The organism is Deinococcus koreensis (assembly GCF_002901445.1).
Taxonomy (GTDB): domain Bacteria; phylum Deinococcota; class Deinococci; order Deinococcales; family Deinococcaceae; genus Deinococcus; species Deinococcus koreensis.
Window position 1 is genome coordinate 15,033 of the sequence record NZ_PPPD01000001.1, and the last position, 21,223, is coordinate 36,255.

Sequence of the window (21,223 nt, forward strand, 5' to 3'; positions counted from 1 at the left end):
GGTCCGCCCTCGCCATTTGGGACGGGCTGGTGGTGCCTTGCTACGTCCCCATACCGGGACGTCGGAACTGGCTCCATGTTCCTACCCCGGCAGCTTGCCGTCGTCGCGCTGCTCCAGCCGGAAGCCGTGGGGCAGGAAATCCTTCACGTAGCCGCTAACCACGTCGCCGTGCTGGTTCACGCAGACCACGCGGGCGTCCGGCGCGAACTCGAAGAGCACCTGTCGGCAGGCGCCGCAGGGACTGGCGGGCGGGGTCGCCTCGGAATACACCACGACGTCCGTGAACTCCCGCGCGCCGGCGGTCGCCATGGCCTGCACGGCGCTCTGCTCGGCGCAGCGTCCCAGGCCGTAGCTGGCGTTCTCCACGTTCACGCCCGCGAAGACCTGGCCGTCCGGGGTCCGCAGGGCGGCGCCCACCCGGAAGCGGCTGTAGGGAGCATAGGCGCGGGCAAAGGCGGCCTTCGCCTGCGCCAGCAGTTCCGGATCCGGGCTCACGTCCAGGGCGTTGGGCTTACTCACTGGCGGCCTCCTGGGGCTCGTGGAACTGGTCATTGGTCGAGAAGCGCTCCACCAGCACCCGCGTCACGCGGCGCTGGTCGGCGGCCTCGACGGTGAAGGCCCAGCCGTTGTGGTTGAAGGTGCGCCCGACCTCCGGGATGTCGCCGAAATGGCTGGTCATGAAGCCCGAGAGGGTGTCGAACTCGCCCTCGCCGTCCTCCAGATTGCTGCCCAGGCGCTCCTCGGCCTCGTGAACCGTCAGGCTGGCGTCCATCAGGTAGCGGCCCTCGCCGAGTACCTCGATCTGGGGCACCTCCTCCTCGTCGGTCTCGTCGTAGATCTCACCGACGATCTCCTCGAGGGCGTCTTCCAGCGTGACCAGCCCGGTGGTGCCGCCGAACTCGTCCACGACGATGCTCAGGTGGCTCTTCTTCTCGCGCATCTTGGCCAGCAGATCCTTGATCTTCATGCCTTCGGGCACGAAGAACACCGGCCGCATCAGGTCGGCGATGGTCGTGTGGTCGAGCGCGTCCAGATGGGCCAGCACGTCGCTGGTATGCGCGATGCCCACGATGTTGTCGGCGGAGTCCTGAAAGACCGGCACGCGGGAATAGGCGTGCTCGGTGTTCAGCTCCAGCAGCCGCCGCAGCGGCGAGGCGCCGTCCACCACGATCATGTCCATGCGCGGGGTCATGATCTCGCGCACGGTGGTGTCCGAGAGGTCGAAGACGTTGTACACGAGTTCCTTCTCGGAGTCCTCCAGCACGCCTTCCTGGCTGGACGCCGAGACGATCATGCGGATTTCCTCTTCGGAATAGGCCGTGTGGTGCCCGGCCACCGCCTTGAGGCCGAATAGCCGCAGCACGATGCCGCCCAGCGCATTGAGCCCCAGGATCATCGGCCGGAAGATGGCCGTGAAGGCGATCAGCGGCCGCACCAGCGACATCGAGAGCTGTTCGCTGCGCTGCAGCGCGGCCGATTTGGGCACCAGCTCGCCCAGCACGATATGGAAGGTGGTCGCAAGCACGAAGGCCAGCGTGAACGACACCGGGCTCAGGTAGGCCCGGGGCAGCCCCGCGCTCACGAACAGCGGCTCGACCAAGTGGGCGATGGCCGGCTCCGAGACGAAGCCGATCAGCAGGCTCATCATGGACACGCCGAGCTGGACGGCCGCGATGTAGAGGTCGAGGCGGCCCAGCACCCGCTGGACGGCCAGGGCGGTCTTGTTGCCTTCCTCGACCAGCTGGTCGATGCGGGTTCGCCGCACGCTGACCAGCGCGTATTCCACCGCCACGAAGTAGCCGTTGAGCAGCACCAGCACGAGCAGGGCGACGATTCCTAGATAGTCATTCATGTATGGGCGCGCTCCAGTATCCGCGCCCCGGTCATCCGCTTGGCACATGCTGCCCGCCAACCAGCCAGGAGGCTGGGGCGTCGGTTTCCGGTCGATGGTGCTGGCCACAGCGAAAACGCCGCCCTCAGGCGGTGTTCACCGGGCGTTTTTTGAGAGCCAGAACTAGGAGGCTCCATAGCAGAAAAGAGTGTAACACGCCCCGGGGGCCGGCATGGGGGCACCTCCATCAATGTCCAGGCGACTGCACAGCTCTGCTTGGCCGCCTTTCGAAGCCGCCGGTCTGGAGCACCTACCCTCAAGACGACTGAGGTGCAATCAGACACATCCACTCTAGGGCGGAGGAAGAGCCACAAGGGCGCGACTTCCTCAGCTCCCTTTGACCCGGAAAGCCCGTAGAGAGGCGAGCAGACTGGCCGGCTTGGCCCTGCAGGAACGGGGTCGCCTTCCGCCCAGGCGTCAAAGGCAGACCATGCGGCAGTGCGGTTGCCCGGCTTCCAGCATCGGCGCCCGGGGGTCTCCGCTCGCCTGAAGGCAGGTCAGGCGCTACCGTACAGGCCACCGAGTTCAGATCTTCCCAGGAGGCACCCCCATGACCAGCGCCGAACTGCCCCAGACCTTCCAGGCCCTGAGGGCCATCCGCGAAGGCGAGACCTTCCGCACCGAACTCCAGACCCTGCCCACCGCGAGTCTGCCGGAGGGCGACACCCTGATCCGGGTCACGCACTCCAGCCTGAACTACAAAGATGGCCTGGCCGTCTCCGGGAAACCGGGCGTCCTGCGCTCCACGCCCATGACCCCCGGCATCGATCTGGCGGGCACGGTGCTGGAGGATCAGACCGGCCGCCTGCCGACCGGCGAGGCCGTGATCCTGACCGGCTGGGGCATCGGCGAGCGGCAGGACGGCGGCTACGCCACCCTGGCGCGGGTGCGTTCGGAGTGGCTGGTGCGCAGCCCCGCCGGTACCGATGCCCGCTGGGCCATGAGCGTGGGCACCGCCGGCTTCACGGCCATGCTGGCGGTGATGGGCCTGGAGGAGCACGGCCTGACGCCCGGCAGCGGCGAGGTGCTGGTCACCGGGGCCGCCGGGGGCGTGGGCAGCGCGGCGATCGCGCTGCTGGCCGCCGCCGGTCACAGCGTGACGGCCAGCACCGGCCGCGCAGAGGAGGAGCCCTACCTGACGGCCCTGGGCGCCACCACGGTGATCCCGCGGGGCGACTTGCCCGCCCTCCGGCGACCGCTGGAAAAGGAGCGCTGGGCCGGGGTGGTGGACACCGTGGGCGGCGAGACCCTGGCCGGGGCCTACGCCTCGACCCGGCTGCACGGCAGTCTGGCGGTCTGCGGGCTGGCGGGCGGCAGCGACCTGAAGGCCAGCGTGTTCCCCCTCATCCTGCGCGGGGTCAACCTGCTGGGTATCGACTCCGTGAGCTGCCCTACCCCCCGCCGCGAGGCCGCCTGGCAGCGTCTGGCCCGCGACCTGCCGATGTCCAGGCTGGAGGCCATGACCCAGGTGCGCGGACTGAGCGAGGTGCCCGCGCTGGCAGAGCAGATCCTGGCCGGTCAGGTGCGCGGGCGAACGGTGATCGACGTCCAGCGCTGAGGGCCGCGCCCTCCGGCGCTCAGCGAGGCTGCACCGTCAGGTCGCCCAGATCGCCGACGGGGGTCGCTGGCCCCAGCACCGCCTCCTTCTCGATCCCCGGCTCCCCAGCCTCGCCGAAGACCCCGTTGGCGTTCAGGTCGCGCCCGGCGACCGCCCGGTAGCTCCCGTCGCCCAGGAAGGCCCGGAAGGAGCCCTGGGCGTCCAGCGGGGGCTGGAAGCTCCGCCCACGGGCGTCCTGCAGGCGCAGGCCCAGCGTGTCGCTCACGGCCGGCGCCCCCAGCGCGGCGGCGGCATTGATCATGCCGAAGCCGAAGGCCTCGTCGCGGCCAGCGGCCCCGAGATCCGTGGCGGTGGCCACCAGGCGGGCCAGGGTGCCCGGCGCGTCCGTGGTCACGCCCTTGCTGAGCAGCAGCGCGGCCAGCGCCGAGACCTGCGGGGCGGCCTGACTGGTGCCGGACTCGACCTCGTAGTTGGGACGATCCTGCACGTAGTCCCACCCGGTCGAGATCACGGCGTCCAGGAAGCGCTCCGGGCTGCCGTCGCCCTGCGGATCCCAGGACATCCCGTTGTAGGTGGTGGGTTCCTGGAAGGGATCCGTGCCGCCCGGAGCGCTGAGCTGCACGGCCGGGTAGGCGCTGCTGTACACCGCCCGGCGGGGCGCGCTGGCGCCCGACAGGGTCACGCTGCCCACGGCCACCGCCGCCGGGCAGGCCGCCGGGTAATACGGCGCGCTGCCGTAGCCGTTGCCGGCGGCCACGACCACCAGCGCGCCGGCCTGCGAGGCTGCCAGCACGGCGTCGCACATGGGCTGCGCGGTCGCGGCGTCGATCTCGCCCCCCAGACTCAGGTTGATGACCTGGGCCGGATGTGGACTGGTGATGGTCACGCCGTCCAGCGTCACGGACAGCCCCGCCGCGTAGCGCAGCGCGGTGACGACCTGGGCCACGTCGGTCTCCCCCTGGGCGTCGATGGCGCGGATCGGGAGCACCTTCACGGCGGCGCTGGAGACCGCGCCCACCACCCCGCTGCGGGAGCAGCCGGCGCAGCTCTCGCCGTTGTCGCCCCAGCGCGCGGCGATGATCCCGGTGACGTGGGTGCCGTGGCTGCCCAGCGTGCGGCCCGGCGTGCGCGGATCGGTCGGATCGCGGTCGGGGCCGTCGCCGTCGCCGTTGTCGGTCGCCTGGGCGCTGTTCAGGAAGGTCGGCAGCACGTCCAGCGCGCCCTCGCTGGGCCCCCATAGCCGGCCCGCCAGATCCGGATGGTCGAAGCGCACGCCGCTGTCGATCACCGCGACCGTAACCGGGCGGGTGTAGGCACCGGCCTCCATGTCCCGCCACACCGCCCCATAGCCGAGCAGCCGCAGGGGCCACTGCAGGGGCGCGTATTGGTCGGCCGGTTCTACTGGTCGAGCCAAAGGCCGGATCGGCCGTTCAGAGGCCGCCTGGGTTCGCAGCACCGCGTTCGGCACGGCGGATTCCACCGCCGGGTCGGCCCGCAGGACACTCAGCGCGGCCGCCACATCCGAGACCTGCAGCGCCGCGCTGCGCTCCGACAGGGCCTGCACCCGGCGCACGCCCACGCCCGCCGCCTGCAGCCGGGTGATCCCCCGCTGGGCCGCGAGAGGGCCGTGCGCGGTCTGGGCCGTCAGCCCGGCGGCCGTGGGCGCTTGGGCGCGGTACTTCACGATGACCCCGTGGGCCGGGGCGTCCGCCCTGACTGCCGGACGCTGGGGTGGCTGCAGATCCTGCCCCAGCACGGTCACCGGCTCCACGATTCGTCCGCGCAGCTCGAACTGATCCGCCTTCACCGTCCAGACCGCCCGGCCCGAGCGCGCCGCCGCGCCCGTGCCCGATGTCCAGCTCAGGGCCAGTTTCCCGCTCAGGGTCGCCTGGTCGGCGGCCAGCGGCGTGTTCCCGGTTCGGTCGGCCGTGACCGTGAAGCGCACGTTCCCGGAGCCCGAGGCCGGGGCCACGGTCAGCCACGCGGGCTTCTCCTCGACCTTCCACGAGCCGGTGAAGCTCTGGGTGACCTGCTGGCTCTGCGCGTGGCCCAGCGACAGGGTGGCCTCGCCCAGCCGGTTCGGCGTCAGGAGCTGGTCGCAGGCGGTGGACAGCAGGCCGCAGAGCAGGGCACTGAAGCAGAGGGGGGCACGCCACATGGGCGTCAGCATGGCGTATTCCAGCTGACCGGACATGAAGCTCCGGCGGGGGGGGATGCCCCCGCCTCCCGCCAGCCCCCGTGAACCTTCCCGGGCGTGGCAGCCGCCGTCACCCACTGTCAGAATGGACGTCTGATGCCCAGCGGCCGCGTTCACAACCTCGTCAACATCGGTGCCTACAGCCTGCTCTCCGCCGTCGCCCTGATCGGCAGCCGTCAGGAGCTGTTCACGCTCACCCCCGCCCAGGCGCTGACCTTCACCCTGGGCTTCGCCGTGGGCACCTTCCTGCTCTCGCCCGATCTGGATCTCGCCGAGGGGCGGGTCGACAGCAAGCGGCACTGGGGCCTGCTGGGTGTGCTGTGGGTACCCTACGGCATGCTGTTCAGCCACCGGGGCCTCTCGCACACCTGGCTGCTGGGCCCGCTGACCCGCCTGGCCTACCTGGCCCTGATGGTGGCGCTGGTGGTGGGCCTGCTGAGCTACGTGGCGCCCTCGGTGACCCTGCCGGAGCTGCCGCAGCCCATCAGCCTGAAGGTGCTGGCGCCGCTGATCCTGGGGTACTACCTGAGCCAGTGGCTGCACCTGATCGCCGACGGCGTGCGGCCCGACCACGGCGTCCGGCGCAGCTACCGCAAACTCCGGCGGCGCTGAATCGGCCGGACTCCGGCCCCATCCCGTCTGTCCGGGATTCAATCGGAAGACTGAAGTCCAATGGTGCGGACACTTTCATAACACGATGATTTGGGAAGTAGAGTTCCGCCGTCTGGGACGCTCTGCCTGTTCACCCCTCCGTTGCACAGCTCTGAGAGCCCCAACCTCCCTCACCAAGGGGGAGGGGCAACAACGGCGTGTCCATCGCCAGAGGAGCACCCCGATTTGGAAAGGGTCCGCACCATTGCTGAAGACACGGATTCTGGGGGTGGACGACCCTCCGGTACCCTCCCGTACGCACTGCGCTCCATTCCGGAACATCCAGGAAAGCACCGGATGTTCCTCCATACCGCACAGCACGTACTTTTTGCTCCTCCCTCCGGTCGGGTGGGATCGCTAAAACTTTAGCGATCCCACCGCAATTGGTACCGGGTAGTCGGGAACAAGACGGAATCCGGTCGATCAACCGATTTCCAGCACGGCGCCGTGGGCGAGCTGCAGCCGCGCGGCCACCTGCCACGCTCCCCTGGCCCGGCCGCGCCCGATCTCGGCCATGAACTCGGCGCTCCGGGCCAGGGTGGTGAGCACCCAGAAGTCGCCCCAGACCTCCAGACCCCACTGCTGGCGCATGGCGCGCGCCGCCGCCACCCACACCGGCTCGGAGAGGTGTTCCAGCGGCGCGATGAAATGCCATTCGCCGTCGGTGCCGGGGGTGCGGGCGACCTCGCGGTGGTAGGTGGCGCGTTCGCGGGGGGTCATGCCCTCCAGCGTGCCCACCGCGCAGTACACCGCCGGAAAGGCGCTGAAGGTGTCGCGGCAGCGGGTGGGCCGGGCGTCGTAGGCGGTGCAGGCTCCGCTGGCCCGGTCGAGCAGCGGGCAGAAGCCCACCTGTTCGCGGTGCCGCTGCACGTACTCCTCATCCGAACGGGCGCTGCGGGCGTTCCTGATCACGGCCTCCGCGTGCGCGGCCATGCCGGCGGCCCGCACGGGCGTCAGCGCCTGGGCCGTGACCAGCGCCTCGGCGAGGCTGACCCGGATCGGCATGTTGCAGCAGGCCGAGCAGCCCGCTCCGCAGAACACCCGGCCGCCCTGCTCCTGGTAGCGCCCGATCCAGGCGCCGGCCTGCCGGGCGTAGCGGGCGTAGGCCTGCTGCACGGGCGCGGTCACGGCGGCAGCGGTCGTCCTGTCCGTCACCGGCCCCGTGACCGGCCCTGGCCCGGCCGCCGCCCGCCCTGCCTGAGTGTGTCCCCGCCGCTTGGTCATGGCGCCAGAGTAGCGTGCGTATACTGTCGGAAAATGTTCCGCCGACCCCGCCCTCAGCCCCCGACTCCTCCCGGCGCCGACTCCCGGGCCGGTGCCGACGCCCGCTTCGGCGCCGGAGCCTCCGGCGACGTCGTGCGGGTGCTGGGCGAGCTGCTGGCGCGGCCCACCCAGGAGGGCATTCTGGAAGCCGCGCTGGCACACGCGGCGGGGCTGCTGGGCGGCCGGGTCGCCGGCTTCGCCATCCTGCGGCGCGGCCAGGACCGGGTCTGGGCCGTCCACAACTACTCCAGGGCGCTGATCGGCACCCCCCTCTCCGGCCCCTGGGCCTCGCTGCGAACCCGCGTCCTCTCGGACGGCGCCCGCGAACTCTACGACCTCAACCCGCCCGAGATCCAGGCGATCCTGACGGAATGCGGGATGCAGGCGGTGACCGTTTCGCTGGTCGTGCCCATCAGCGACCGGGGCCGCTACCTGGGGGCGCTGGTGCTCGACCGCGAGACCCCGGAGGGCATCGCGCCGGGCGCCCAGGAGGCGGTCTCCAAATGGACGGCGGCCATCGCCCCGCTGCTGGGCATCCTGGACAACCGCGAGGACTGGAAGCACGCCGCCCGGCAGATCACCGGCGCGCTGGTGGAGGCCGTGGAGAGCCGCGAGTTCGACGCCCTGGGGCATTCCCAGGCGGTCGCCGACATCAGCCTGAAGCTGGGCGCCCTGGTGGGCCTGGCCGACCGCGAGCTGGACGAGCTGTGGTACGCGGCGATCCTGCACGACATCGGCAAGATCCACGGCGAGTCCGGGCACGCCCAGGTGGGGGCCAACTTCCTGCACGGCGTCGGCCATCTCACGGAGGCCCAGCGCGCCATCCGCCACCACCACGAGCGCTGGGACGGCCAGGGCGAGCCCGAGAAGCTGACCGGCGAGGACATCCCGCTGTACGCCCGTATCCTGGCGGTCGCCAACGCCTACGTCCGGCTGGGCGACGCCCACCTGGTGCGGGCGCAGGCCGGGCGCGCGCTCGATCAACGGATCGTGGCCCTGCTGGAGAAGTTGCCGACGTGACGCTCTGCCCTCCCCGGTCGGCCCCGGCCCGGGGCGCACCGTGACCCGGCCCCCCGCCCGCAGCGCCTCCGCCGACCTCCGCTTCCCGGAGCTGGAGGCGCGCTTCGGATCGCTCACGCCCATGGACTCCGGGATGCAGAGCCGGGTCTACGGCGCCCGGGACGGCGAGGTGGTGGTCAAGGTCTACCGCAACCAGCGCGGAGACCACCGCCTGGAGGCCGCGAACATGCGCCGCGCCGGCATGGGAGAGTGGGTGCTGGACGTGGTGGAGGCCGACGGCATCGAGGCCCTGGTGATGCGCCGCTTCCCCGGTCAGCCGCTGCGGCCCCAGGACGTGCCCCGCGCCCTGCCGCGCCTGCGCGAGATCGTGCGGACGCTGCATGCCCGCCCCCAGGGCCCCCCCACCCCGCAGGTCAATCTGGGCAAGGTGGCCGAGCGGTTGCGCCGCTTCCGCAGCGCCCTGGCCGCCTCCCCGCTGGACGACCTGTTCGAGGCGGTCGAGCGCCCGCTGGAGGAGGGCCTGCTGGCCCACCCGGCCTCGTTTTGCCACCTCGACATGTGGCACGACAACATCCTGATCTCGCCCGCCGGGGACGTGCTGCTGATCGACTGGACGAAGGCCGGCGAGGACGACCCTCTGCGCGACCTGGCCCTGCTCAAGACCGGCACGCTGGACCTGCTGCCCCCCGACGAGAGCCTGCAGGCCGCGCTGTCCTTCCTGCCCGACACCGAGGCGCCCACCCTGGCGCGCTACCGGGCCTACATCGCCATGACCACCCTGCACGACCTGTACTGGTTCCTGATGAACGAGCCCTACGAATTCGGGGCCCAGCGCAGCCGCAAACTGCCGCGCGCCCGCCACGTGCTGGCCCGGCTGCCCGAACGCTGAGCGAAGCCGACTCGGGCGTTACCATGTGAGCATGGTCACGGTCGTCACCCACCCCCTCGTCCAACACAAACTGTCCCACATGCGCGACGTCCATACCGGCGTCAAGGAATTCCGGGAGCTGGCCGCAGAACTCAGCCTGCTGCTCGCCTACGAGGCGATGCGCGACCTGGAGCTGGAGCCCCACCGCCTGAGCACGCCCCTGGAAAGCGGCGAGTTTCCCATGCTGACCGGCAAGAAGCTGGCGCTGGTGGCGATCCTGCGCGCCGGGCTGATCATGACCGACTCGATCGTGCAGCTCGTGCCCGCGGCCAAGGTCGGGCATATCGGCCTGTACCGCGATCCCCAGACCCTGCAGCCGGTGGCCTACTACAACAAGCTCCCCACCGACATCGCCGAGCGCCGGGTCTTCCTGACCGATCCCATGCTGGCCACCGGGGGCAGCGCCTCGGCCGCCATCCAGAGCCTCAAGGACGCCGGCGCGGCCTCCATCAAGCTGATGAGCATCCTGGCCGCCCCCGAGGGCGTCGCCGTCATCGAGCGCGACCATCCGGACGTGGACATCGTGGTGGCCGCCGTGGACTCGCACCTGAACGACCACGGCTACATCGTGCCCGGCCTGGGCGACGCCGGCGACCGCATCTACGGCACCAAATGAGCCGCCGCCTGAGGCCCGGCCCCTCCCTGCGACTTCCGGACGACCCCTCCTGGCCGGCGAGCCTTTAGAATCCCGTCAGCTATGGACTTTCTAAGGGCGCTCGCCGCGCAACTGGGCATCGCCGACCTGCTGGGTCGGGGCTTTCTCAGCGTCATCATCACGTTCGCCACCGCCTGGGTCTTCACCTGGCAGTTCATCCCCCGCCTGCGCGAGTTCGCCGTGGAGGTCGGCTGGGCCGATCAGCCCAACGAACGCCGACTGAACAAGGAGCCCCTGCCCAACGCGGGCGGCCTCGCCATCTTCGCCGGCTTCCTGATCAGCGTCGTGCTGGCCTGGGCGCTGCGGCCCATCGTGGTCGAGATCGTCAACATCCAGGTGCTCGCCATCCTGCTGGGCGGGGCGCTGCTGGTGCTGGTGGGCTTCATCGACGACCAGTACGGCCTCTCGCCGGCCTTCCGGCTGGGGGTGCAGGCGCTGGCCGCCCTGCTGCTGCTGGTCAACGGCCTGAAGATCGACGTGGCCTCGCTGCCCCTGCACCTGCAGCTCTCGCCCGCCGTCAACGTGGTGCTCAGCGACCTGCTGACCCTGCTGTGGATCGTCGGCCTGACCAACGCCGTGAACCTGATGGATGGGGTCGACGGCGTGGTGGGCGGCGTGGGCTTCGTGGTCAGTACGGTGCTGCTCGCCACCGCCGCGCAGTTCCCGGACCGGGCGGCGGCCGTGATCCTGCTCGCCGGCCTCTCGGGCGCCGCGCTGGGCTACCTGCGGCACAACTTCAACCCCAGCCGCATCATCATGGGCGACGCCGGCGCCTACCTCTTCGGCTACACGCTGGCGGCCGTGAGTCTGCTGGGCACGCTGAAATTCAGCGCCGGGGCCAGCCTGCTCGTGCCGCTGATCGTGCTGGCCCTGCCGGTCGTGGACACCACCCAGGTCGTCATCGGGCGCCTGGCGCGCGGCATCCGCAACCCGCTGGGGCACCCCGACAAGACCCACATCCACCACCGCGTCCTGGCCCGCACCGCCAGCGCCCGCCGCACCGCCGTGATCCTCTGGGGGGTCGCGCTGGGCTGCGGCATGTTCGGCATGGCCCTGCAGGGCGTACATGGGGCCGTGATCCTGGCCACCGGCCTCTTCATCGCCCTGTGCCTGTTCTTCGTCGCCTACCGCCGCGTCCGCGCCCAGAACATCGAGACCCAGAACATCGAAACCGCCCGCACCCCCGCCGAGGACTCCGACGCATGACCACCCCCGACCCCGCCCCCGACAAAGTGATGGTTCTGGCCTTCGGCACCCGCCCCGAGGCCACCAAGATGGCCCCCGTCTACCGCGCCATCGAGGCGTTTCCCGGCCTGCGGCCCCTGATCCTCTCGACAGGCCAGCAGCGCCAGATGCTCGACGGCGCCCTGAATGTCTTTGGCCTGACCCCGGACCGCGACCTGAACGTGATGACCGACCGGCAGACGCTGGCGGGCCTCACCGGGCGCATCGTGCCGGAGTCCGGACGCACCCTCAGGGAGATGGGCGCCGACATGGTGCTCGTCCACGGCGACACCACCACCTCCTTCTGCGTGGCGCTGAGCGCCTTTTACGAGGGTATCCCGGTCGGGCACGTGGAGGCCGGCCTGCGCTCCGGCAGCCTGCAGGAGCCCTTCCCGGAGGAGGCCAACCGCCGCCTGACCGGCGTGCTGAGCACCCTGGACTTCGCCCCCACCGGCGGCAGCAAGGCCAACCTGCTGCGGGAAGGCAAGGCCCCCGAGCGCATCGTCGTGACCGGCCAGACCGCCGTGGACGCCGTGCGCGAGGTCGCCGGCCGGGTGCCGCTGCGCCCCGCGTGGCAGGCCCGCCTGGACGCCGGGCAGCGCCTCGTGACCGTGACCATGCACCGCCGCGAGAACCAGCCGCAGATGCCCGAGATGGCCGCCGCCCTGGCCCGCGTGGCCGCCGCCCACCCGGACGCCCACTTCATCTACCCGGTGCACCTCTCGCCCGCCGTGCAGGAGGCCGTGCGCCCCGCGCTGGGGGCGGTGCCCAACTTCGAACTCACCGAGCCGCTGGACTACTCCGACATGGCCCCGCTGATGGCGGCGTCCGTGCTGCTCGCCACCGACTCCGGCGGCCTGCAGGAGGAGGGGGCCGCCCTGGGCGTGCCGGTCGCCGTGCTGCGCAACGTCACCGAGCGCCCCGAGGGGCTGGAGGCCGGTGTGCTGAAACTGGCGGGCAACGACCCGGCCCAGCTGGAGGCCGTGCTGTCCGGGCTGCTGGCTGACCCGCAGGCCCTGGAGGCCATGCGCCGCGCTCGCAACCCCTACGGCGACGGCCACGCCTCGGCGCGCATCGCCCAGGCCATCGGCTGGCACTTCGGGCTCGCCGCGCGGCCGGACGACTGGAGCTGAGGAGGTGAGTGGCGGCGCAGTGGATAGCCCTCTACCGGGCACAGCCCGCCGCTACGCCGTCGTCCTCAATCCGCACGCGGGCGGCGGCCTGGCCCTGCGCCGCTGGCCCGAACTGGAGCAGGAGCTGCGGCGCCGGGCCCTGGCCTTCGAACTGATCCGCGAAGCGACAGGCTCGGCTGCCCTGGCCCGCCTGCAGGCCCTGCCCCCGGAGGTCGCCGTGCTGGCCGTCGGTGGAGACGGCACAGTGGGCGCCCTACTGCCTGCCCTCGTGGGCACCGGCCGCGCCCTGGGGATCGTTCCGCTGGGCACCGGCAACGATTTCGCCGGTCTGCTGCGCCTGCCCCCGAACGACTTCGGCGCGGCCCTGGATCGTCTGGCCCACCAGCCCCGACTCGTGGACGCCCTGGACGTGCAGATTCAGGCAGGAGACGAGGTCGGACAGCGCTTCGTGCTCCTCAATGGCCTGGGCATGGGCTTCGATGCCCAGGTGGCCGCCACCATGACCCGCGCCCCGGCCCGGCTGCAGGGCTTCGGCCGCTACCTGTGGTCGGCGGTCGCCACCCTGCGGGAACTGTCGCTCGGCACGGTCACCGTCACGGTCGATGGCGTGCGGCTGCACCACGGCCCCAGCGCCCTGGTCGCGGTCATGAACGGCACCCGCTACGGCGGCGGCTTCCAGATCAGCCCCCTGAGCGACGCCCAGGACGGCCGGCTCAACGTCCTGGCAAGCGGCCCCGTCACTCGCCTGCAACTCCTCGGCCTGATGGCGAGGGTGCTGCGCGGCGCGCATCTCGGCCATCCTCTGGTGCACCACCGGGCCGGGCGGGAGGTCGAGGTGGTCTGGAATCGCCCCACCGATCTCCACTTGGACGGCGACCTGCACGGTCAGGTCACGCGGCTGAGCACCCGGGTGCTCCCGGAAGCCGTTCGCCTGCTGAACGCCTAAACAGAGCAGGAGATATGTTGAGACCAAACAAATAATTCACGATCATGTATTATCGTGAAATGATTCACTTACCTATCCACGTACCTGCATCACTAGAAACGGGGGAGGGCGCCGTCGCACACCCTCCCCCGCCTGTCCTCAGGGCCGCATGCGCGTCAGCATCCGCGGGAAGGGAATCGCCTCGCGGATGTGCTCCGCGCCGGTGATCCAGGCGATCACCCGCTCCAGCCCCATGCCGTAGCCCGCGTGCGGCACGCTGCCGACCCGGCGCAGGTCGAGGTACCAGTCGAAGGCCTCCAGCGGCAGCCCCTCGTGCTCGATGCGCGACTTGAGCAGCTCGTAGTCGTGAATGCGCTGGGAACCGCCGATGATCTCGCCGTAGCCGTCGGGGGCGATCATGTCGTCGCACAGGGCCACGCGCGGGTCTTCGGGATCGGGCTGCATATAGAAGGCCTTGATGGCCGCCGGGTACTTCTCGACCATCACGGGTCGGTCGAAGTGGTGGCCCAGGATGGTCTCGTGCGGCGCCCCCAGGTCGTCGCCCCACTCGACCGGCTGCACGTCCTCCTGCACGTTCGGAGGCAGGTCACGATCTTCGATGTGCTTCCGCACGATCTCCAGCGCCTCGGTGTAGGTGATGCGCGGGTAACTCCCCTCGGCCGCGCCCCGCAGCTTGCTCACGTCCCGGCCCAGCAGCTCCAGCTCGGCCGCGCACTCCTCCAGCACCCGCCGCACGATGAACGACACCATGCGTTCCTGCAGATCCATGTTCTCGGCGTGGGTGCTGGGCGCGACCTCCGGCTCGATCATCCAGAATTCCAGCAGGTGCCGCCGCGTCTTGCTCTTCTCGGCGCGGAAGGTCGGCCCGAAGGTGTAGACCTTGCCGAAGGCGAAGGCGCCGGCCTCGGCGTGCAGCTGCCCGGTCTGCGAGAGGTACGCCTTGTCCTGGCCGAAGAGGTCGATCTCGAACAGCTCGGTGGTGCCCTCGGCGGCGTTGGGCGTGAAGAAGGGCGCGTCGAAGCGGATGAAGCCCTCGCCGTGGAAGAAGTCGGTAATCGCGCGCTGCACGGCGTCGCGCACGCGCATGACCGCCCAGGGCCGGCGGTGGCGCAGCCACAGGTGCCGGTGATCCATCAGGAACTCGATGCCGTGCTCCTTGGGCGTGATCGCGTACTCGGCGTGGTTCTCGGAGATGGGGGAGAGCCCCCGCACGCTCAGCTCGACCCCGCCCGGCGCCCGCTCGTCGGCCCGCACCTCGCCAGTGATGGTGACCGCCTGCTCCTGCGTCAGCCGTTTGGCCGCCTCGAACACGTCCTCGCTGACGTCCCCCTTGAACACCGTGCCCTGCACGAAGCCGCTGCCGTCGCGCAGTTTCAGGAACTGGATCTTGCCCTTGCCGCTCTTGTCGGTGAGCCAGGCGTGGACGGTAACGGTCTGGCCGACGTGGCTCTTCAGGTCGTGAATACTGGAGTGAACGCTCATCGGCGGTCAGTATAGGCAGAGCATGACAGAGATGCGGAGAGCCGAGTCGGCAAAAAATTCACGAATGCGCAATATCGTGAATAAAATCATATGATGTTTATGGTACCTCCCCGCCTGTCACAGCGGGGAAGAGGCTCAGGCCGATCTCAGGGCGTCATTCATACCCAGCACGTCCTCGACCTTGAGGCTCGCGCCGCCTACCAGCGCGCCATTGACATTCGGCTTCGCACAGATGCTGGCGATGTTGTCGGGCTTGACCGAGCCGCCGTACAGGACGCGGATCTCGGCCGACTTGTCGCCGTACCGCTCCACCAGCGCGGCGCGGATGGCGGAGGCCAGTTCCTCGGCGTCGTCGTCCGTGGCGGTCTTGCCGGTGCCGATGGCCCAGACCGGCTCGTAGGCGACCACGACCTCCGGCCCCACGCCCTCCAGGCTGCCCGCGAGCTGGGCCAGCGTGTAGGCCACGTGCTCGCCCTTCTCGCGCACCTCCAGGCCCTCGCCCACGCAGACGATGGGCGTCAGTCCGTTTGCCTGGGCCTGCCCCGCCTTGGCGGCCACGACGGCGTCCGTCTCGCCGTGGTACTCGCGCCGCTCGGAATGCCCGACCACCACGTACACCACGCCCAGATCGGCCAGCATCGCCGCGCTGATCTCGCCCGTGTAGGCACCCGATTCATGCGCCGACACGTCCTGCGCGCCCACGTCCACGCCGCCCGGCAGGGCTTCCCGCAGGCCATGCAGGTGCGTGGCCGGGGCCATGACCGCCAGTTCGGCGTCGCCACGGGTGAAGCGCTGCGCCAGCTCCCGCCCCCAGATCCGCGCCTCGGAGGGCGTCTTGTTCATCTTCCAGTTCAGTGCCAGCAGTGTGCGCGGCTTGGTAGTACTTGTCATAGGTTCTCCTTTGCAAGGACGCCAACTGTCAACGGTCTACAGCGACCACTGGCTGTCGGCTGTTGACCCCTTTGACCCGATTCCACGGGAACGGGGTGCTCAGGCCCAGGCTCAGTCGTAGTCGCTGAGGTTCACGCGTCCCAGCGCCTGATCCAGCATGGCGTGATCACTCTGCGCCTGACGAATCAGCTCGGCCAGATGCAGGAGCGCCGCCCGGTCGGTGCTGTAGGCCGCAAACATCGAGCTTTCCGGGTCGTATTGGAGACGCCCGGCCAGTTCTGGGGCGTGCTCCTCAACCAAGCCCACGCACGCGGCGTGCCAGGCGTAGCCCCCGGCCTCCGAACCGTGATTCTCAAAGACGCTCGCGCTCGGCCCGAAGTCGTCGAAGATCAGGCTGTAGCGCGGGGATTGCTCACCATGCTCGACCAACCGGGACGAAAAAAAATCATCATGCTGGCTGGCCACGTCCATTATTTCATCGCCTCCACGCCCGGCAGCGCCTTGCCTTTCAGCAGCTCCAGGCTGGCACCGCCGCCGGTAGAAATATGGTCGATCCGATCCGCCTGCCCGCTCTTGTTGATGGCGCTCACCGAGTCCCCGCCGCCGATCACCGTGTAGGCGCTGGCACTCAGGTCGGCCACGGCCGCCGCGATGGCGTTGGTGCCGCCCGCGAATTTCTCGAACTCGAACACGCCCAGCGGCCCGTTCCAGAACACGGTTCTGGCCCCCTGCAGCGCGTCCCGGTAGAAACGGATGGTTTCCGGCCCGGCGTCCAGCCCCTGCCAGCCGTCTGGGATCTGCCCGCTGGGCACGACCTGGGTATTGGCATTCGTGTCGAAGGCGTCGGCCGCCACCACGTCCACCGGAAGCAGGATCTTGCCCCCGTACTCGGCCAGAAGCCGGCTCGCCAGTTCTAGCTGGTCATCCTCGTGGATCGAGTCGCCGATCTTCCCGCCCTGCGCCTTGATGAAGGTGTAGGCCATGCCGCCGCCGATCAGCAGACGATCCACTTTGGGCAGCAGGTTCTCAATGACCTTGATCTTGTCGCTGACCTTGGCCCCGCCGATGATGACCACGTAGGGGAGCTCTGGAGAATTGAGCAGCCGATCCAGCGCCACGACCTCGCGCTCCAGCAGCGTGCCCGCCGCGTGGGACAGCAGCCCCGCCACGCCGCTGACCGAACTGTGCGCCCGGTGCGCGCTGCCGAAGGCGTCCAGCACGAAGGCGTCGCCCAGCCGCGCGAAACGCCCACTGAGGCCCGCGTCGTTCTTCTCCTCGCCGGCCGAGAAGCGCACGTTCTCCAGCAACGCGACCTCGCCCGGCCCCAGCGCCCGCACCGCCGCCAGCGTCTCGTCCGAGTCGGCCAGCCCGCCGATGAAGGTCACGGGTCGGCCCAGAACCTTCTCCAGCACGGGCGCCACCGGTTTCAGGCTGTACCTCTCCTCCGGCCCACCTTTGGGACGCCCGAAGTGGCTCATCAGGATCACGTTCCGGGCGCCCGCCTCCAGCAGCGCCGCTATGGTCGGCAGGCTCGCCGTGACGCGCGTGTCGTCCTGCACGGCGCCGTCCTTGACCGGCACATTGTAGTCCACGCGCACCAGCACGCGCTTGCCCTGGACGTTCAGTGATTTGAGGTTCTGCATAGGTCTCCTTGTGTGGGGGGCAGCTATGAGCTATGGGCTATGAGCAACACCGTGTCCGCTCATAGCCCATAGCTCAGCGCTCAGAGCCCTCAGCCCTTCTGCTGTACCAGTTCCACCAGGTCGACGATGCGGTTGGAGTAACCCCACTCGTTGTCGTACCAGCTGAAGAACTTCACGAGGCTGCCCATCGCCATGGTCAGGCCGCCGTCGATGATCGCCGAGTGCGGGTTGCCCACGATGTCCTGCAGCACGATGGGGTCTTCGGTGTACTCGATGATGCCCTTGTGGCTGCCCTCGGCGGCGGCCCGGAACACGGCATTGACCTCGTCCTTCGTCACGTCGCGTCCCAGAATGACCACCACGTCGCTGATCGAGCCGACCGGCGTGGGCACGCGCAGCGAGGTGCCGTCGAACTTGCCCTTCAGCGCCGGGTACACCTGCGAGACGGCCTTGGCCGCGCCCGTGGAGGTCGGGATGATGTTGATGGCGGCGGCGCGCGAGCGGCGCAGGTCGCTGTGCGGCAGATCCAGCACGCGCTGGTCGTTGGTGTAGGAGTGTACCGTGGTCATGATGGCCTTCTCGATACCGAAGGCCTCATCGAGCAGCTTCATGGGGGCGCCCAGCGAGTTGGTGGTGCAGCTGGCGTTGGAGATGATGTGATGGTTGGCGGGGTCGTAGTCCTGCTCGTTCACCCCCAGCACGATGGAGAAGTCCTCGTTCTTGGCGGGAGCGGTGATCAGCACCTTCTTCGCGCCGCCAGCGATGTGCTTGCTGGCTCCCTCGCGGTCGGTGAAGATGCCGGTCGACTCGATCACGATGTCGGCGCCCAGTTCGCCCCACTTGATGTTGGCGGGATCGCGCTCGGCCAGCGCGTGGATCTTCTTGCCGTTCACGGTCAGCGAAGCTTCGTCGTACTCGACGGTGCCGTCGAATTTGCCGGCGGTGGAGTCGTACTTGAGCAGGTTGGCCAGGGTCTTGTTGTCGGTCAGATCGTTGATGGCGACCACCTCGATGCCGCGCGCCACCAGGATGCGGAAGACCAGACGACCGATGCGGCCGAAACCGTTGATGCCTACTTTCATGCGTGCCTCCAATCAGAGGGCCTTTCCACGTTTGGGAAAGCCTGCCCCGCGTGAGCCAGTCTACGCCGACCGCCCGCCGCCCGGTTCGTGTCCTCTGGACACCAAACTAGAGTGTCAGTTAAGACATGGCACTGGCGAGGAGAGGGCAGCGTGCCGAGAGGGCACCGACGCGACTAGGAGAAAGTGGGTGCCAGACTCCGACTGGTGGGCAGCCACATCCCAGCCATTCCGAAGCGCGGCAGACCCGCTCCTATTTCGCGGCCAGCACGAACGACACGTCGACCGCGACGCTCGTCGCGCTGCCCGGATAACGGACATCGAAGTCGTAGGGGTTGAACTTGAACTGGGTACTTACCCTGATCTGGGCGCCGCTGAGCGTGGCCTTCACAGGCACCGAGATCGTCCGCGTGGTGGCCTTGACGGTCAGCGTACCGGTGGCCGTCGTGGCCAGCGTCGTGCCCTCGACCAGCCGGCCGCCCGTGAGCCGGCCCAGCGTGAACACGGCGTTCGGATACTTCTCGGCCCACAGCGCGACCTCGCTCCTGGCATGAGAATCCCGCAGCCCGTTGCCGGTCTTCAGATTCACCAGCGGCACCGTGACCCTCCCGGTCGTGGCGGCCAGATCGGCGCTGTCCACGTCGGCCTCGGCGCTCACCCCCTCGATCGTGCCGCGAACCGGCACCAGCAGCACCCGGATATCGAACGTGGCGCTGCCGTCGCCCGCACTGTAGCCCACCGGGGCGGCACTGGCGGGCAGCATCAGGAGGGCGCAGAGGGCGATCAGACGGCGGGGCAGGGGACGCATGGTTCATCGTGACTGGACGGCGTGAGAGACGCCGTATCAATGGGCACGGAGCCGCCCTGGCCGGGCGCGGCGGCATTGTTCGTGGCGGGCCTGACGGTTTGGCCGCCGCCCCTCAGCACCAAGGGGGAAGTCGGCTTTCATCCACCTCGCTCGCCCCAAGCCACCTGTTCAATGCTGATGACCGTGCTGGACGGCCCTCCATCATCCGTGATGGCTTCCGTCCAATCCATTAGCTAAGCAGAGATAATGATGAGCAGAGAACAGGAAATTCACGTGCCCCAATTATCGTGAATCATTTCACTTGCAGTGCCTTGGCCTTGACTCCGTTCCCTCCCGAGCAGAAGGCCATTTGCCCAGACGCGCCCGGCGGCCCCCTCTGATCAACCGGCATACTGACCTCCATGAGTGCATCCCTCCTCGTCATGAAATTCGGCGGCACCAATATGCAGGACGCCCGCGCCATCCGCCACAGCGCCTCGCTGGTGGGCCGCAGCCTGAAAGAAGGTGTGCGGGTCGTGGTGGTGGTGTCGGCCATGGCCGGCGTGACCAACCAGCTGCTGCAGCTGGCCGACGCGGCGCAGGCCGGCGACATCGCGCGGGCCAACGACGAGATCGCGGTCATGCGGACGCGCCACTTCACGGCGGCCCAGGAACTCGGGGCCGTGCCCGACAGCGAGACGGTGCGCGAGCTGCGCGAGATGCACGAGACGCTGCGGCAGGCGGTGTACGGCGTGTATCTGCTGCGCGAACTGACCCCGCGCAGCCGAGACCTGATCGTCGCGTTCGGTGAGCGGCTCTCGGCCCCCCTCATGCGCCTGGCACTGGAACAGCAGGACATCCGCGCGCACCACCTGACCGGCGGCGAGGCGGGCATCCTGACCGACTCCCATTTCGGCAACGCCAAGCCGCTGCCCAGCGCCTACGAGCGGGTCAGAGACCGCCTGAGCGCGGTGCTCTCGACCGGCGTGACCCCGGTGGTGGCTGGCTTCATGGGCGAGACCGAGAAGGGCGCCCTGACCACCCTGGGCCGGGGCGGCACCGACTACAGCGCCACCATCATCGGCAAGGCGCTGGGCGCCGACGAGGTCTGGGCCTGGAAGGACGTGGACGGGGTGATGAGTGCCGACCCCCGCGTGGTGAAGGACGCGCTGAACATCGAGCTGCTCAGCTACGGCGAGGTCATGGAGCTGGCCTACTTCGGCGCCAAGGTGCTGCACCCGCTGGCGGTCACGCCCCTGCAGGAGAGCGGCATTCCGCTGCGGCTGAAGAACTCCTCCGACCCGGACTTTCCCGGCACGCTGGTGCAGTCGCACCCCCGCGACGACGCCGGCCACCCGGTCAAGGCCGTGACCGCCATCCGCAACGTCAGCCTCATCAATGTCAGCGGCGCCGGCGTGCTGGGCATTCCCGAGGTGCTCGCCAGCGTGTTCGACGCCATCGCCCGCGAGAACATCACGCTGCTGATGGTGTCCCAGAGCAGCTCGATGAGCAACGTGTCGCTGGCCGTGCAGAGCGTGGATGCCGAGCGCACCCTCAGCGCCCTGCGGGCGGGCGTCAGCAGCGAGCTGAAGGTCGATGAACAGCCGGGCACCGCCGTGCTCGCCATCGTGGGGAGCGGGATGCGCGGGCAGCGCGGGGTCTCCGCCCGCATGTTCACCGCCCTGGCCGACCACGACGTCAACATCCTGATGATCTCGCAGGGCAGCAGCGAGCTGAACGTCAGCGTGGCCATCGAGGGGGGTCACGTCGACGAGGCCACCCGCGCGGTGCACGCCGCCTTCGGGCTGGGCTCGGCGGCCCAGGAAGCCGTGGGGGCGGCCGAGCCCTTCAGCGGCTGACCGAAGGTTCCTCCGC

General features: G+C 69.5%; 19 protein-coding genes. 9 read left to right on the plus strand and 10 right to left on the minus strand.

Translation table 11 applies throughout. From position 1 onward, the window contains the following. Positions 1 to 81: 81 nt before the first annotated feature. Complete coding sequence (cdd, locus tag CVO96_RS00060; protein WP_243398079.1) at positions 82 to 519, minus strand: cytidine deaminase; 438 nt, start codon at positions 517 to 519, stop codon at positions 82 to 84. Beyond that, a complete protein-coding gene (locus tag CVO96_RS00065) occupies positions 512 to 1,852 on the minus strand; it encodes a hemolysin family protein (RefSeq protein ID WP_103308967.1) in 1,341 nt (446 codons plus the stop codon). Before CVO96_RS00065 ends, cdd begins: the two co-directional genes overlap by 8 nt. A gap of 589 nt (positions 1,853 to 2,441) precedes the next feature. Here CVO96_RS00065 and CVO96_RS00070 point away from each other — a divergent pair. After that, complete coding sequence (locus CVO96_RS00070; protein ID WP_103308969.1) at positions 2,442 to 3,449, plus strand: MDR family oxidoreductase; 1,008 nt, start codon at positions 2,442 to 2,444, stop codon at positions 3,447 to 3,449. Positions 3,450 to 3,468: 19 nt separating this feature from the next. Here CVO96_RS00070 and CVO96_RS00075 read toward each other — a convergent pair whose 3' ends face one another. Then, entirely contained in the window at positions 3,469 to 5,643 is a 2,175-nt protein-coding gene (locus tag CVO96_RS00075; RefSeq protein WP_243398080.1) for a S8 family serine peptidase, read from the minus strand. 99 nt (positions 5,644 to 5,742) lie between these two features. On the opposite strand from CVO96_RS00075, the gene CVO96_RS00080 reads away from it, so the two are divergent. Continuing rightward, complete coding sequence (locus tag CVO96_RS00080; protein ID WP_103308971.1) at positions 5,743 to 6,258, plus strand: metal-binding protein; 516 nt, start codon at positions 5,743 to 5,745, stop codon at positions 6,256 to 6,258. A gap of 462 nt (positions 6,259 to 6,720) precedes the next feature. Here CVO96_RS00080 and CVO96_RS00085 read toward each other — a convergent pair whose 3' ends face one another. After that, a complete protein-coding gene (locus tag CVO96_RS00085) occupies positions 6,721 to 7,521 on the minus strand; it encodes a YkgJ family cysteine cluster protein (RefSeq protein ID WP_103308973.1) in 801 nt (266 codons plus the stop codon). Between the two features lie 33 nt (positions 7,522 to 7,554). Between CVO96_RS00085 and CVO96_RS00090 the strand changes: the two genes are divergently transcribed. From CVO96_RS00090 to CVO96_RS00115, 6 genes are all read left to right on the plus strand, one after another. Continuing rightward, positions 7,555 to 8,580: an HD-GYP domain-containing protein gene (locus CVO96_RS00090; protein ID WP_103308976.1), complete on the plus strand. Its 1,026-nt coding sequence runs from the start codon at positions 7,555 to 7,557 to the stop codon at positions 8,578 to 8,580. Positions 8,581 to 8,620: 40 nt separating this feature from the next. Next, positions 8,621 to 9,469 carry an aminoglycoside phosphotransferase family protein gene (locus CVO96_RS00095; RefSeq protein WP_243398081.1) on the plus strand — a complete coding sequence of 283 codons (849 nt, stop codon included), beginning with the start codon at positions 8,621 to 8,623 and terminating at the stop codon, positions 9,467 to 9,469. Positions 9,470 to 9,500: 31 nt separating this feature from the next. After that, the gene (upp, locus tag CVO96_RS00100) at positions 9,501 to 10,124 is read left to right on the plus strand and encodes a uracil phosphoribosyltransferase (protein ID WP_103308979.1); all 624 of its coding nucleotides are present in this window, start codon (positions 9,501 to 9,503) and stop codon (positions 10,122 to 10,124) included. Between the two features lie 81 nt (positions 10,125 to 10,205). Further along, positions 10,206 to 11,369 (plus strand): glycosyltransferase family 4 protein, encoded by a 1,164-nt coding sequence (locus CVO96_RS00105; protein ID WP_103308981.1) that lies wholly within the window; start codon positions 10,206 to 10,208, stop codon positions 11,367 to 11,369. Then, complete coding sequence (wecB, locus tag CVO96_RS00110) at positions 11,366 to 12,520, plus strand: non-hydrolyzing UDP-N-acetylglucosamine 2-epimerase (RefSeq protein ID WP_103308983.1); 1,155 nt, start codon at positions 11,366 to 11,368, stop codon at positions 12,518 to 12,520. Before CVO96_RS00105 ends, wecB begins: the two co-directional genes overlap by 4 nt. A gap of 19 nt (positions 12,521 to 12,539) precedes the next feature. Then, a complete protein-coding gene (locus CVO96_RS00115) occupies positions 12,540 to 13,466 on the plus strand; it encodes a diacylglycerol/lipid kinase family protein (RefSeq protein ID WP_103308986.1) in 927 nt (308 codons plus the stop codon). 138 nt (positions 13,467 to 13,604) lie between these two features. On the opposite strand, the gene asnS is transcribed toward CVO96_RS00115, so the two are convergent. The 6 genes from asnS to CVO96_RS00145 form a co-directional block, all read right to left on the minus strand. After that, positions 13,605 to 14,948, minus strand: a complete 1,344-nt coding sequence (gene asnS / locus CVO96_RS00120; protein WP_103308989.1) for an asparagine--tRNA ligase — start codon at positions 14,946 to 14,948, stop codon at positions 13,605 to 13,607. Positions 14,949 to 15,083: 135 nt separating this feature from the next. Next, positions 15,084 to 15,839 (minus strand): triose-phosphate isomerase, encoded by a 756-nt coding sequence (gene tpiA / locus CVO96_RS00125; RefSeq protein ID WP_103308992.1) that lies wholly within the window; start codon positions 15,837 to 15,839, stop codon positions 15,084 to 15,086. Between the two features lie 111 nt (positions 15,840 to 15,950). Then, positions 15,951 to 16,310, minus strand: a complete 360-nt coding sequence (locus CVO96_RS00130) for an Imm51 family immunity protein (RefSeq protein ID WP_103308995.1) — start codon at positions 16,308 to 16,310, stop codon at positions 15,951 to 15,953. Beyond that, complete coding sequence (locus CVO96_RS00135) at positions 16,310 to 17,482, minus strand: phosphoglycerate kinase (protein ID WP_103308997.1); 1,173 nt, start codon at positions 17,480 to 17,482, stop codon at positions 16,310 to 16,312. Before CVO96_RS00135 ends, CVO96_RS00130 begins: the two co-directional genes overlap by 1 nt. An 89-nt stretch (positions 17,483 to 17,571) precedes the next feature. Continuing rightward, positions 17,572 to 18,564: a type I glyceraldehyde-3-phosphate dehydrogenase gene (gene gap / locus CVO96_RS00140; RefSeq protein ID WP_103309000.1), complete on the minus strand. Its 993-nt coding sequence runs from the start codon at positions 18,562 to 18,564 to the stop codon at positions 17,572 to 17,574. Between the two features lie 250 nt (positions 18,565 to 18,814). Next, the gene (locus CVO96_RS00145; protein ID WP_103309003.1) at positions 18,815 to 19,369 is read right to left on the minus strand and encodes a YceI family protein; all 555 of its coding nucleotides are present in this window, start codon (positions 19,367 to 19,369) and stop codon (positions 18,815 to 18,817) included. 401 nt (positions 19,370 to 19,770) lie between these two features. Between CVO96_RS00145 and CVO96_RS00150 the strand changes: the two genes are divergently transcribed. Continuing rightward, entirely contained in the window at positions 19,771 to 21,207 is a 1,437-nt protein-coding gene (locus tag CVO96_RS00150) for an aspartate kinase (protein ID WP_103309006.1), read from the plus strand. The last annotated feature ends 16 nt before the right edge of the window (positions 21,208 to 21,223 follow it).

Excerpts from the sequence above, each read along its gene's own strand:
- CVO96_RS00065 (WP_103308967.1), bottom strand. The coding sequence starts at position 1,852 with ATGAATGACTATCTAGGAATCGTCGCCCTGCTCGTGCTGGTGCTGCTC.
- CVO96_RS00070 (WP_103308969.1), top strand. The coding sequence starts at position 2,442 with ATGACCAGCGCCGAACTGCCCCAGACCTTCCAGGCCCTGAGGGCCATC.
- CVO96_RS00075 (WP_243398080.1), bottom strand. The coding sequence starts at position 5,643 with ATGTCCGGTCAGCTGGAATACGCCATGCTGACGCCCATGTGGCGTGCC.
- CVO96_RS00080 (WP_103308971.1), top strand. The coding sequence starts at position 5,743 with ATGCCCAGCGGCCGCGTTCACAACCTCGTCAACATCGGTGCCTACAGC.
- CVO96_RS00085 (WP_103308973.1), bottom strand. The coding sequence starts at position 7,521 with ATGACCAAGCGGCGGGGACACACTCAGGCAGGGCGGGCGGCGGCCGGG.
- CVO96_RS00090 (WP_103308976.1), top strand. The coding sequence starts at position 7,555 with ATGTTCCGCCGACCCCGCCCTCAGCCCCCGACTCCTCCCGGCGCCGAC.
- upp (WP_103308979.1), top strand. The coding sequence starts at position 9,501 with ATGGTCACGGTCGTCACCCACCCCCTCGTCCAACACAAACTGTCCCAC.
- CVO96_RS00105 (WP_103308981.1), top strand. The coding sequence starts at position 10,206 with ATGGACTTTCTAAGGGCGCTCGCCGCGCAACTGGGCATCGCCGACCTG.
- wecB (WP_103308983.1), top strand. The coding sequence starts at position 11,366 with ATGACCACCCCCGACCCCGCCCCCGACAAAGTGATGGTTCTGGCCTTC.
- asnS (WP_103308989.1), bottom strand. The coding sequence starts at position 14,948 with ATGAGCGTTCACTCCAGTATTCACGACCTGAAGAGCCACGTCGGCCAG.
- tpiA (WP_103308992.1), bottom strand. The coding sequence starts at position 15,839 with ATGACAAGTACTACCAAGCCGCGCACACTGCTGGCACTGAACTGGAAG.
- CVO96_RS00130 (WP_103308995.1), bottom strand. The coding sequence starts at position 16,310 with ATGGACGTGGCCAGCCAGCATGATGATTTTTTTTCGTCCCGGTTGGTC.
- CVO96_RS00135 (WP_103308997.1), bottom strand. The coding sequence starts at position 17,482 with ATGCAGAACCTCAAATCACTGAACGTCCAGGGCAAGCGCGTGCTGGTG.
- gap (WP_103309000.1), bottom strand. The coding sequence starts at position 18,564 with ATGAAAGTAGGCATCAACGGTTTCGGCCGCATCGGTCGTCTGGTCTTC.
- CVO96_RS00145 (WP_103309003.1), bottom strand. The coding sequence starts at position 19,369 with ATGCGTCCCCTGCCCCGCCGTCTGATCGCCCTCTGCGCCCTCCTGATG.
- CVO96_RS00150 (WP_103309006.1), top strand. The coding sequence starts at position 19,771 with ATGAGTGCATCCCTCCTCGTCATGAAATTCGGCGGCACCAATATGCAG.